13 protein-coding genes are annotated in these 10,713 nt (G+C 69.2%); 5 read left to right on the top strand and 8 right to left on the bottom strand.

Translation table 11 applies throughout. The annotated features are described in order from the left end of the window. Positions 1-24: 24 nt before the first annotated feature. Positions 25-786, bottom strand: coding sequence for an ABC transporter permease (locus PMI01_RS12185; RefSeq protein WP_007668706.1), 762 nt, complete (start codon positions 784-786; stop codon positions 25-27). Continuing rightward, complete coding sequence (locus PMI01_RS12180) at positions 783-1,706, bottom strand: ABC transporter ATP-binding protein (protein ID WP_007668705.1); 924 nt, start codon at positions 1,704-1,706, stop codon at positions 783-785. Before PMI01_RS12180 ends, PMI01_RS12185 begins: the two co-directional genes overlap by 4 nt. Before the next feature lie 189 nt (positions 1,707-1,895). Here PMI01_RS12180 and PMI01_RS26065 point away from each other — a divergent pair, with 189 nt between their 5' ends. Both PMI01_RS26065 and PMI01_RS27615 read left to right on the top strand, forming a co-directional pair. Next, positions 1,896-2,480, top strand: a complete 585-nt coding sequence (locus tag PMI01_RS26065) for a hypothetical protein (RefSeq protein ID WP_007668704.1) — start codon at positions 1,896-1,898, stop codon at positions 2,478-2,480. Then, positions 2,480-3,043, top strand: coding sequence for a hypothetical protein (locus PMI01_RS27615; protein WP_051989959.1), 564 nt, complete (start codon positions 2,480-2,482; stop codon positions 3,041-3,043). Before PMI01_RS26065 ends, PMI01_RS27615 begins: the two co-directional genes overlap by 1 nt. 5 nt (positions 3,044-3,048) lie before the next feature. Here PMI01_RS27615 and PMI01_RS12165 read toward each other — a convergent pair whose 3' ends face one another. From PMI01_RS12165 to PMI01_RS12150, 4 genes are read right to left on the bottom strand one after another with little or no spacing between them, the layout of a single operon-like run. After that, on the bottom strand, positions 3,049-3,480 hold the full coding sequence (locus PMI01_RS12165; protein ID WP_007668702.1) for a hypothetical protein: 432 nt from the start codon (positions 3,478-3,480) through the stop codon (positions 3,049-3,051). Next, entirely contained in the window at positions 3,480-4,499 is a 1,020-nt protein-coding gene (locus PMI01_RS12160) for a phosphotransferase family protein (protein WP_007668701.1), read from the bottom strand. The genes PMI01_RS12165 and PMI01_RS12160 overlap by 1 nt, the downstream gene beginning before the upstream one ends. 11 nt (positions 4,500-4,510) lie before the next feature. Then, the gene (locus PMI01_RS12155) at positions 4,511-5,611 is read right to left on the bottom strand and encodes a hypothetical protein (RefSeq protein WP_007668700.1); all 1,101 of its coding nucleotides are present in this window, start codon (positions 5,609-5,611) and stop codon (positions 4,511-4,513) included. Between the two features lies 1 nt (position 5,612). Further along, the gene (locus PMI01_RS12150; protein ID WP_007668699.1) at positions 5,613-6,947 is read right to left on the bottom strand and encodes a cytochrome P450; all 1,335 of its coding nucleotides are present in this window, start codon (positions 6,945-6,947) and stop codon (positions 5,613-5,615) included. 223 nt (positions 6,948-7,170) lie between these two features. Here PMI01_RS12150 and PMI01_RS12145 point away from each other — a divergent pair, with 223 nt between their 5' ends. Beyond that, the gene (locus tag PMI01_RS12145) at positions 7,171-7,782 is read left to right on the top strand and encodes a TetR/AcrR family transcriptional regulator (protein ID WP_007668697.1); all 612 of its coding nucleotides are present in this window, start codon (positions 7,171-7,173) and stop codon (positions 7,780-7,782) included. A gap of 448 nt (positions 7,783-8,230) precedes the next feature. Here the strand turns inward: PMI01_RS12145 and PMI01_RS12140 are convergent, their stop codons facing one another. Further along, positions 8,231-8,596, bottom strand: a complete 366-nt coding sequence (locus tag PMI01_RS12140; protein WP_007668689.1) for a hypothetical protein — start codon at positions 8,594-8,596, stop codon at positions 8,231-8,233. Between the two features lie 216 nt (positions 8,597-8,812). Next, the gene (gene ftrA / locus PMI01_RS12135) at positions 8,813-9,790 is read right to left on the bottom strand and encodes a transcriptional regulator FtrA (RefSeq protein ID WP_007668687.1); all 978 of its coding nucleotides are present in this window, start codon (positions 9,788-9,790) and stop codon (positions 8,813-8,815) included. An 87-nt stretch (positions 9,791-9,877) separates the two neighbouring features. Here ftrA and PMI01_RS12130 point away from each other — a divergent pair, with 87 nt between their 5' ends. Both PMI01_RS12130 and PMI01_RS12125 read left to right on the top strand, forming a co-directional pair. Further along, positions 9,878-10,303, top strand: coding sequence for a rhodanese-like domain-containing protein (locus PMI01_RS12130; protein WP_007668684.1), 426 nt, complete (start codon positions 9,878-9,880; stop codon positions 10,301-10,303). An 89-nt stretch (positions 10,304-10,392) separates the two neighbouring features. After that, complete coding sequence (locus PMI01_RS12125; protein WP_007668681.1) at positions 10,393-10,707, top strand: NIPSNAP family protein; 315 nt, start codon at positions 10,393-10,395, stop codon at positions 10,705-10,707. Positions 10,708-10,713 lie beyond the last annotated feature (6 nt).

Below are 10,713 nucleotides of genomic sequence, written 5' to 3'. Positions count from 1 at the left end.
CTCCCCTCCGGGAGAGGGTTCCTTCTACGTCTTCAGCCGGTACCCGGTCTTGAAGATCCACCACACCCCGGTCAGGCACACCGCCAGGAAGCCCAGCGTGGCGGCGAAGCTGACCACCGGGTTGAGGTCCGACACCCCGTAGAAGCTCCAGCGGAAGCCGCTGACCAGATAGACCACCGGGTTGAACAGGGTGATCTTCTGCCAGATCGGCGGCAGCATGCTGATCGAATAGAAGCTGCCGCCCAGGAAGGTCAGGGGCGTGACGATCAGGGCCGGCACGATCTGCAGCTTCTGGAAGTCGTCGGCCCAGACCCCGATCACGAAGCCGAACAGGCTGAAGGTGACGGCGGTCAGGATCAGGAAGCCCAGCATCCAGAACGGGTGGGCGATCTCGTAGGGCACGAAGATCCGCGCCGTGGCCAGGATCAGCAGGCCCAGGCACACCGACTTGGTCGCCGCCGCCCCGACATAGCCGATCACCGTCTCGACCCACGACACCGGGGCCGACAGCAGCTCGTAGATCGTCCCGGCCCACTTGGGCATGTAGATGCCGAACGAGGCGTTGGAGATGCTCTCGCCCAGCAGCGACAGCATGATCAGGCCCGGCACGATGTAGGCGGCGTAGCTGACCCCGTCGATCGACTGCATCCGCGAGCCGATCGCCGAGCCGAACACCACGAAATACAGCGAGGTCGACAGCACCGGCGAGATCACGCTCTGGGCCAGGGTGCGGAACCAGCGGGCCATTTCGAAGCGGTAGATGGACTTGATGGCGTGAAGGTTCATTGGGCGTCCCTCACCAGGCTGACGAAGATTTCTTCCAGCGAGCTCTGGCTGGTGTGCAGGTCCTTGAAGTCGACGCCCTGTTCGCCCAGCCGCCGCAGCAGGCCGGCGATGCCGGTGTCCTCGGCCTGGGCGTCGAAGGTGTAGATCAGCTCGTGGCCCTCGGCCGCCAGCTCCAGAGAGTCGTCGGAAAGGCCGGCGGGCAGGGCGGTCAGCGGGGTCTGGAGCTGCAGGGTCAGCTGCTTCTTGCCCAGCTTGCGCATCAGCACGTCCTTGTCCTCGACCAGGATGATCTCGCCCTTGCTGATCACCCCGATCCGGTCGGCCATCTCCTCGGCCTCCTCGATATAGTGGGTGGTCAGGATGATGGTGACGCCGCTCTCGCGCAGGCCCCGGACCATCTCCCACATGTCGCGCCGCAGCTCGACGTCGACGCCGGCCGTGGGCTCGTCCAGGAACAGGATGCGCGGCTCGTGGCTCAGCGCCTTGGCGATCATCACCCGGCGCTTCATGCCGCCCGACAGCGCCATGATCTTGCTGTCCTTCTTGTCCCACAGGGACAGGTCGCGCAGCACCTTCTCGATATAGGCGTCGTTGGGCGGCTTGCCGAACAGGCCGCGGCTGAACCGGGTGGTGGCCCAGACGGTCTCGAAGGCGTCGGTGTTGAGTTCCTGCGGCACCAGCCCGATCTTGGCCCGGGCGGCGCGGTAGTCCTTCACCACGTCGTGGCCGTCGGCCAGCACCGTGCCGGTGCTGGGATTGACGATGCCGCAGATGATGCTGATCAGCGTGGTCTTGCCGGCCCCGTTCGGGCCCAGCAGGGCGAAGATCTCGCCCTGGCGGATGTCGAGGTCGACGGTCTTCAGGGCCTGGTGGCCGGAAGCATAGGTCTTGGTCAGACCGGAAACGGAAATGATCGCCATGGGGCCCCTGGGCTGCGGGCCGTCCCTCCCTGGAACCGTGCCGCCTGAGCCAGATGGGGCGGGAGCGCGGGCTTGGCTAGGGCTCATGAGGGATATGAGGGAAGTTTGTGTCGCGCGGCGCGTGGCGCCCGGGCAATCTTTACGGGTAGTAGGGCCCATGCTACGGCGAAGCTTGGGGAGCCTATCGACATGCTGGCGGCCGTTTTTCTTCTGTGCGCCTTGGCGCCCGCCAGCCTGGGTCAGGTCGAGGCCAGCAGCGCCGCGGAGGTTGGTGCGCCGCAGGCTCAGCCGCCCGCATCCTCCGCCACGGCCGGGCCGCGACTGGCGGCTGGAACCCAGATCGAGGTCGAGCTCGTCGACGCGCTGAGCTCCGGCGCCAGCAAGCTCGGCGACAAGTTCAAGATCCGCCTCGCGTCGGCGATCTCAAGCCAAGGCGCCGATGTCTTCGCCGCCGGCTCCCTGGGCGAGGGTGAAGTCATCGACGTCGCCCGGGCGGGGATGGGCGGCAAGCAGGGCAAGCTGATCATCTCGGCCCGCTACCTGGACCTGAACGGGCGGCGCGTCCGCGTGCGCGGGATGACGTTCATGGCCTCTGGGAAGAGCCGCGTCGACCTGGCGACGGGGGTGTTGCTGGTGCCCTACGCAGGGGTGGCCGCGGTGCTCATCAAGGGCGGAGAGATCGAAATACCCGCGGGCGCGCGCGCCACGGTCCGGTTGGCTGAAGATCTGGAGCTGCCGGTAAACCCAGTCATGGAATCAACGGGGAAATTCTAGTGAACAAGTTCATGATCGCGGCCGGGGCCGCTCTCTCGCTTCTGCTCGGCGCGTCGGCCTTCGCTCAGGAAGCGCCGCCAAGCGCGCCTTCGACGGCGCCGGAAGCCGCGGCCGCTCAGGTCTCCGACGCGGCGCCGGCTCAGGCTCCGGACGCGGCCGCCGCGCCAGCTCCGGAGGCCGCGCCTGCATCGAGCGCGTCGGGCAAGGGGCGGATCTTCTTCTTCCGCCCGGGCCGCCTGGCCGGCGCGATCTACACCTACCACATCGTCGAGGTGGGGGATGACGGCAAGGCCGAGAAGGACGCGCCGCACCTGGGCGACCTGCCGAACGGCGGCGCCTTCAGCTTCGAGGCCGAACCCGGCGTCCACAGCTACAACATCACCGGCCCGATGGCGGTCAACAAGGCCGACGACAGGCTGCGGATGGAGGTCGAGCCGGGCGAGACCTACTATGTCGAACAGACCGTGCGCATGGGTCTGGTGACCGGTGGGTTCCGACTGGTGCCGGCCGACGAGGCCCGATTCAAGGGCTCGAAAGTCAAGTTGGACAAGGGAAAGAAGTAGAGGGGTCACCGCGCGGGCAGCGGCGGCAAATCCAGCCGCCGCGCCTGCGCCATCTCGCCGTACAGCGCCACGATCGCCCGGTGGCGCGGCAGGTCACGAGCGGCCTCCACCGCCTCGTGCAGGGCGATCAGGCCTCGGCGCAGAGCGGCGTTGGCGGCGTCCAGGGCGGCCAGCGACAGGTCGGCGGCCGTGATCTCCGCCACCCCGGCGTACTGGACGCCATAGGCCTCCGCCGCGTCGGCCAGCACCGCCGCGATGGCCGCGTTCTCCCAGACCCGGGCGGCCGTTCCGCGTTCGACCTCCTGGGCGGCCAGCAGCGACAGCAGGGCGATCACCCCGACCCGGCCGGCCATGAATTCGCCCTGGGATTCCGGCGGCGCCGGGATGGCCAGGCTGAGGAAATTACCGCGCAGGATGTCGGGCAGGGCGGGGGTCATCAGAAGCCCTCCAGCGCCGAGAGCCGCTCGGCCAGGATCTGGTCGTGCCGCCGCGCCGTGTACCAGCCCGAGATCGCCAGGATCGGATCGGTGAAGCCGCCGGCGCGATATTCCTTGGCCGCCGAGGTCCAGATCGCCTGGCCCTTCACCGCGTTGAACAGCGACCACCAGGCCAGGGCCTCGGGATCAACGCGAAGACCGCTGGCCGCCTCCCAGATCGCGATGGCGCGTTCACGCGGGATCATCCCGTCGACCCTGGTCTCGTCGAAGTGGTTCCACAGCGGGTCGAACGCCCAGCCCAGATCCTCGATCGGGTCGCCCAGATGGGCCATTTCCCAGTCGAGGATGGCCAGGATCCGGCCTGCCCCGTCGTGCATGAAATTGCCGGTCCGGTAGTCGCCGTGCACCAGGGCCACCCGCTGGGCTGGCGGCGGCGGGTTGCGGCGCAGGTGGCGGATGGCGGCGCGGACGATCGGCTGCGGGTGCTGCTCGTCGGCCTCGATCACCCCGGCCCAGTGGTCCAGGGCGATGCGCCAGCAGTCTTGCGCGGCGGGCAGTTCGGCGGCCTGACGGATCGGCGTCCCGTCGTGGTCCAGCGCCGCCAGCTTGCCCAGGATCGTGAAGAACCGCTCGCCCAGCGCCTGCGCGTGGGCGCCGTAGGGATCGAAGGTGAAGGGCGAGGCGACCACGCCGCCGTCGATCCGCTCCATCAGGAAGAACGGCCGCTCCAGCGCCCGGCCGTCCTGTTCCAGGGCGATGGCCTGGGGCACGGGGACATGGCCGTGGACGGTGCGATAGGCCAGGAACTCCAGCCGCCGGTCGGTCTCGATCAGGCTGCCGGTCGGGTCGCGGCGGAGGATCATGCGGTGGGTCTGGCCACCCGTCTCCCCAGCGACTTGGGCGTCGAGGCGATAGGTCTCGCGGCTGGCCCCGCCGGGAATGCGCGACAGGTTCGCCACCGTGGTCGGCGCGCCCCACAGGTCGGTGAGATAGGACTCCAGCCCCGCCGCCAGGCTCATGGGGCCCCCGCTCATGGAGCCAGATCCAGGATGCTCTGAAAGCCCGAAGGCGCGTGCGGTCCCAGCACCAGTTGCTCGAACACTCCGCGCCCGACCCGGACGCGGCCGTCGGCGGTCCGATAGGTCACCTTCGACAGGGCCTGGATGTGCAGGTGGTGGGGCATGGCGCGGTTCATCTCGGCCAGCACGAAGTCCTCGCGCTCGACCTTCAGCTGGCCGTGGTTGAGGCCATGGCCCCAGACCGGATGGCCATAGCCCAGGCCCAGCATGAAGAACTCGGCCTGGGGTTCGATGGTGACCTCGCCGTCCGGGAGGGCGAGCCTCGCCCGCGTGGCGTGCCGCGACCCCGGGCGCCAGCCGACGCCGTAGGACACCGCGTCGAAGTCGCTGGCTCCGTCGCGTTCCGAACCCAGCGGCGCCCAGACCGCCCGGCGGTTCCAGGGGCGGCCGTGTTCGTCGTCATTGGTGTGGAAGAACAGGTCGCCGTCCGCGAACGCGCAGGGGCTCCACAGCCAGAAGAACTGCGGCGGGGTCGTCGGCGCGGCCTCCTGCGGATCGCGCGCCCCGACCGGCCGTACGCCCCACGAACGGTCGCGAGTGCCGACGAAACCGTCCAGGTCATGGCGCTGGCCATCGACCTCGATCCAGCCCGTATAGCGGCCGTTCTGGGTCAGGCGGGTATAGTCCAGCAGGGTGCGCGGCCCGATCCGCCGGGTGAAGCGCGGCTCCTCGATCGGGAACGACCGGCCCTCGAAGGTGACCTCGGCGCGCACGCCCTGGTCGGGGGCCTCGACGGTGACCCGCAGCCGGCGCAGCGGTTCCAGCACCTGGATGGTGATCGGACCCACGGTCAGGTCCATCCGCTCCATCTCCAGCCAGCGGCTGGCGTGCAGGTTCACCTGCTTGCCGTCCTTCATCCAGCAGAAGGCGGCGTCGGCGATGTTGAGGTGCGGATAGACCCCGAACGCCGCCGCGAAGAAGGCGTCGCCGTCACCCTCGGCGGCGTAGCCATTGAAGAAGTAGCGGTCGTAGAAATTGCGGTCGGTGCCGGCAAAGGCCACCGGCTCGGCCGTCTGGTGGATCGGATAGTCGTCGCCCCGGGTCAGCGCCATCTCAGGCCGTCCCGCCGGGCGTGAAGGCGACGTCCAGGCGGCGGATGGCGTGGACGAAGTTGTTGGGGGCGATGTCGATGTCGCCGGTCCAGCGGATGTCGGGGAAGCGGCCGAGGATCTGGCGATAGGCCTCTTCCAGCTGGATCTGCGCCACCCGCTTGCCGATGCAGACGTGCGGGCCGTAGCCGAAGGCGATGTGCTTGTCGGCGTTGGGGCGGGTGATGTCCAGCTGGTCGGGGTTGTCGAACACCGCCTCGTCGCGGTTGGCGGCCCCGTAGTACATCACCACCTTCTCGCCGGCCTTGATGGCCTGGCCGGCCACCTCGGCGTCGCGGGTGGCGGTGCGGCGCATGTAGATCACCGGGCTGACCATGCGGACGAACTCGTTGACCGCGCCCGGCAGCAGCGACGGGTCGGCGACCAGCCGCGCCTTCTGGTCGGGGAACTCGGTCAGCAGCTTCATCGCGCCCGACAGGGTGTTGCGGGTGGTGTCGTTGCCAGCGAAGACGATCAGCAGCCAGGAGCCGTCCAGATATTCGTCGCTGAGCAGGGTCCCGTCGACCTGGGCGGCGGCGATGGCGCTCATCAGGTCGGCCTGGGGTTCGAGGCGGCGCTTGTGCAGCATGGTGCGGCCGTAGTCGAACATCTCCTCGACGTTGGTGTTGAAGTCCTGGACGAACTGCATCAGCTCCAGGGTCGGGGTGACCGGGGCCAGGTGCTGCTTCAGCGCCAGGTCCTGGGCCAGCTCCAGATAGTGCATCCAGCGCAGGAACTTGCCACGGTCCTCGGGCGGCACGCCGAGGATCTCGCACAGGGTGAACAGCGGCAGGCGCGACGAGAACTGTTCGACCAGGTCGCAGCGGCCCAGCGGGGCCATCGCGTCCAGCAGCCGGGTGACCTCGGCCTTCACCGCCTCGGCGACGCCGCGCAGATAGCCGGGGGTGAAGTACTTCATGTGCTCGCGGCGCAGTTGCATGTGCTCGGCGCCGTCGAGGTTGATCATCGCGTCCATCGAGGCGCGGTAGAGCAGGGCGTGGCGCTTCTGCGGGTCGCCGTGCGCCATCAGTATGCCGCCCTTGCGCGACGAGAAGGTCTCCGGGTCGCCGTTCACGGTCATGACGTCGGCATGGCGGGTGATCGCCCAGAAGCCGGGGCCGCCATAGGGCTCGGGGTGCCACATCACCGGGGCCTGGGCGCGCATGCGGGCGAAGTCGCCATAGGGCTGGCCGCCGGTGAAGCGCTGGATTTCCGACAGGTCGATGTCGAGGGTGGGGAAGACCGTCGGGGCGCCCGGCCCCTCGAGGCCGTCGATCGCGGTTTCGCTGACAAGCTGCATGGCTCGGCGCTCCTTACCCCAGGGCCCGCGAACTTCGCCGCGTGGCGTCGGTGAGTAGTTCAGACGACAACTGTCGTGTCAATCTACTGGCGTCGATTCAGAGGGTATGGCAGAAACGGGCGGGGATGCTGACGGGGACACACACTCACCCGAGGCGTCGAGCGCGTATGGTGAAGGTGGTGGGATGAGTGTGTGTCCCCATTCCAGCCCAGGAGAAGCAGGCTTGGCGCGAGCGGCGACGGAACGGACGGGCGGCCTGCGCGAGGCGCAGCGGCAGCTGACGCGCGAGCGCCTGATCGACGCGGCCGTCGACCTGTTCAGCCAGCGCGGCTTCCGGGCGGTGACCATCGAGCAGATCGCCGCGGCGGCCGGCGCCAACCGCGCCACCTTCTACCTGCATTTCCGCAACAAGGAGGACGTGGCCAACGCCATCGGTGATCGCCTGGTCCCCAACATCCAGGCGAACTTCGCGGCGCTCGACGCCCTGGTCGACCCGACCAAGGACGCGGTTCGCGCCTGGCTGGCGGCCGGCATGGCCGACCAGACCGAGGAGCGCCGCAACCTGCTGGCCGTCGCCACCGAGGCCAATGTCGCCGACCCGGACCTGGCCGACGACTATCTGCGCTTCATCAACCTGTTCATCGACAGCATGCCCCGCTACCTGGCCCGCTTCCCCGACGCCGACCGGCCGGCCGCGCGGATGCGGCTGCTGATGCAGATGGTCCAGCTGGAGCGCCTGTCCTACGTGGTGATCGTCCAGCGCGCCTCGATGCCGCTGGACCCGCTGCTGGACGCCATGGCCGAGAGCTGGTGGCGGCTGCTGCGGGGCGCTTGAGGGACCTGGGCGCTGTTGGCCTTAGCCTGGAGCGATCTCAGGTCCGCGGATATTCTGGCGCCCACGCCCACCCACATTCGTCATCCCCCGACTTGTTCGGGGGACCCAAGCCGAGTCCGACGCCATGTCCAGCGCCGCTTGGGTCCCCCGCATAAAGCGGGGGATGACGGAATTTTTGAGTTAAATGAAGCGCTCGCAAGCCTGAGTTCAGGCAACCGTCCAGCCCCCAAACGCAAACAGCGCCCGTGCCCGGGGGAGAGGCACGGACGCTGCACTTGCAGGACGCTGGGGCCGGCCGGGGGGGAGAGCCGGGTTGTCCGCGTCGAAGAAGAGATTGGGCGTCGAACGGGGCTTTGCAACGGCGCGACTGAGGTCTTTTCACGGTCGGATCGTTTCAGACGTTCAACCTTGTTACAGGCCCGCCCCCCCCTCTCCGTTCTCTTGGGGGCTACTTCTTCAGCATCGCCTTGATCTCCGCCTGGGTGGCGTTGATCAGGGTGGCGCCGTCGCGGACGGCCAGGTTGGAGACGGCCACGGCGAAGGAGTCCGCGCCCATCTTGATGGTCGCCATTGACTTGCCGGCGGCGTCGGGCTTGACCTCCGCGACCTCGCCGATCACGGCGCCGGTGCTGTCCTTGACGGGCTGTCCGGCGGCCACGGGCGCGGCGGCGGTCGCCCCAGCCGCCGGGGCGGCGCTTTCGGCCGGCGCGGCGGGCGGCGTGGCCTGGTCCGCCGGGGCGGTGGTCTGGGCGAGGGTGGGCGCGGCGACGGCGAGCGCGACGACGGCGGCGGCGAGTTTCACAAATGAGCGCATGCGGTTTTCCATGTGTTGAGGAGTCCCCCTGACTGTCCTCGACAGGCTGGCGCGCCTTTTGGGCGTGGTCTGGACCGTGATGGGGCCGAAATGGGTCCGACGGTGAAGGTTGTTCCAGAGCATTTCCCGATCTGGTTGCATCAGACCCAGGGTTCTAGACTTCTGTTCTTGGCGTTTTCTTCACGCGAACCGGTATCCACTTCGCTCGAAGACGCTCTACCCGCCGAACCGCGCGCGGTAAGCCTGGGGCGTGGTCGCGAAAGACTTGCGGAAGTGGTGCCGCAACGCCGGGGCGCCGAACCCGACCGACTGGGCGATCTGCTCGACGCCGGCCGGGCTGGTCTCCAGCAGGTCGCGGACCCGGGCCAGGCGCTCGGCCAGCAGCCAGCGGGCGGGCGTCGTGCCGGTGGCGGCCTCGAAGCGGCGCAGGAAGGTGCGGGGGCTCATGCCGGCGGCGGCGGCCAGGGCCTTGACCGTGTGCTCGCCGGCCAGGTCGGCGCGCATTCGCTCCAGGGCCGGACCCAGCCGGGCGCCCTCGTGGGCGATCGGCACGGGGCGCTGGATGAACTGGGCCTGGCCGCCGTCGCGGTGCGGTGGCACCACCAGCCGGCGGGCGACGATGTTGGCGGCCTCGGGGCCATGGTCGCGGCGCACCAGGTGCAGGCCCAGGTCCAGCCCGGCCGCGCTGCCCGCCGAGGTCAGGACGTCGCCGGCGTCGACATACAGCACGTCGGGCTGCACATCGATGTCCGGATAGAGGGCGCGCAACGTGTCGACATAGCGCCAGTGGGTGGTGGCCTTGCGTCCCGTCAGCAGGCCCGCCGCCGCCAGCACGAACACCCCCGAGCAGATCGACATCACCCGCGCGCCCCTGCGATGGGCGACTTGCAAGGCGTCGATCAGCGGCTGGGGGACCGGCGTCTCGGCCCCCCGCCAGCCGGGGACGATGATTGTGTCGGCCTGCTCGACCAGCTCCAGCCCGCCATCGGCCGTCACCTGCACGCCGCCCAGGCCGCGCAGGGGCCCCGGTTCGATCGCCGCCGTCGCGAACCGGTACCAGTCGGGGCCCATCTCGGGACGGGGCAGGCCGAACAGCTCGACCGCGACGCCGAACTCGAAGGTGCACAGGCCGTCATAGGCCAGGGCGACCACAAGACGGTTGGCGGGTTCGGGGCGTTCGGGCGACTTTGGCATGATATTTACGGCCTATGGCGATCGTGCCACCTAACGCGATGCGCCGCCTTGGGGCAAGTCTGCCGTCGCCCAACAGAGGAGGCCGCCATGAGCTTTGTTTCCGCCATCCCCGCCGCGCTGTCGCCCGACGCCGTCGCCCACTTCGCCCGCCGGCTCAGCGTCGAGACCGACTGTTCCGACGTCGGCGCCGCGCTGAAGGCCGGCGACGTCGATTTCGTGCTGCTGCACGTCGTCGGCACGCCGGAGGCCTATGCCCGCCGTCACGTGCCCGGGGCGATCCACCTGCGCCACGCCGAGATCACCGCCGAGCGCATGGCGGCGTGGTCCTCCGACACCCTGTTCGTCGTCTACTGCGCTGGCCCGCACTGCAACGGCGCCGACCGGGCCGCGCTGCGGCTGGCCCATCTGGGCCGGCCCGTGAAGCTGATGATCGGCGGGATCACCGGCTGGGAGGACGAGGGGCTGGCGTTCGCGACGGGCGTCGAGCCGGGCAAGCTGGCGGCCGCCGCGTGACTTCGGCCGCCCGGCGCGGCTAAAGGACAAGACTCGCCCGGGCCGCCCGTCATGGCCCGGGCGAGGGCTCTTCGCGAACGGAGGCGTGCTTGATCACCTGCTACCTGCGCTACGTCATCGATCCCTACAAGCTGGCCGAGTTCGAGGCCTATGCGAAGCTGTGGATCCCGCTGGTCAACCGCATGGGCGGCGTCCACCACGGCTATTTCCTGCCCAGCGAGGGGGCCAGCAACATCGCCCTGGCGCTGTTCAGCTTCCCCAGCCTGGCGGCCTACGAGGCCTATCGCGCCCGGATCCCGGACGACCCGGAATGCCAGGAAGCCCTGGCGCTGGGCGAGCGCACCCGCTGCATCGTCAGCTATGAGCGCAGCTTCATGCGTCCGGTGTTCGAGGGCGAGGGGTGACCGACG

It is taken from the genome of Caulobacter sp. AP07 (assembly GCF_000281955.1).
GTDB lineage: Bacteria > Pseudomonadota > Alphaproteobacteria > Caulobacterales > Caulobacteraceae > Caulobacter.
Note: the sequence above shows the minus strand (reverse complement) of the source record. Positions and strands in the feature narration are given on the sequence as shown.

Coding starts and splice junctions, on each gene's coding strand:
- PMI01_RS12155 (WP_007668700.1), bottom strand. CDS start 5,611: ATGGCGCTGACCCGGGGCGACGACTATCCGATCCACCAGACGGCCGAG.
- PMI01_RS12150 (WP_007668699.1), bottom strand. CDS start 6,947: ATGCAGCTTGTCAGCGAAACCGCGATCGACGGCCTCGAGGGGCCGGGC.
- PMI01_RS12130 (WP_007668684.1), top strand. CDS start 9,878: ATGAGCTTTGTTTCCGCCATCCCCGCCGCGCTGTCGCCCGACGCCGTC.
- ftrA (WP_007668687.1), bottom strand. CDS start 9,790: ATGCCAAAGTCGCCCGAACGCCCCGAACCCGCCAACCGTCTTGTGGTC.
- PMI01_RS12185 (WP_007668706.1), bottom strand. CDS start 786: ATGAACCTTCACGCCATCAAGTCCATCTACCGCTTCGAAATGGCCCGC.
- PMI01_RS12160 (WP_007668701.1), bottom strand. CDS start 4,499: ATGAGCCTGGCGGCGGGGCTGGAGTCCTATCTCACCGACCTGTGGGGC.
- PMI01_RS12180 (WP_007668705.1), bottom strand. CDS start 1,706: ATGGCGATCATTTCCGTTTCCGGTCTGACCAAGACCTATGCTTCCGGC.
- PMI01_RS12140 (WP_007668689.1), bottom strand. CDS start 8,596: ATGCGCTCATTTGTGAAACTCGCCGCCGCCGTCGTCGCGCTCGCCGTC.
- PMI01_RS26065 (WP_007668704.1), top strand. CDS start 1,896: ATGCTGGCGGCCGTTTTTCTTCTGTGCGCCTTGGCGCCCGCCAGCCTG.
- PMI01_RS12165 (WP_007668702.1), bottom strand. CDS start 3,480: ATGACCCCCGCCCTGCCCGACATCCTGCGCGGTAATTTCCTCAGCCTG.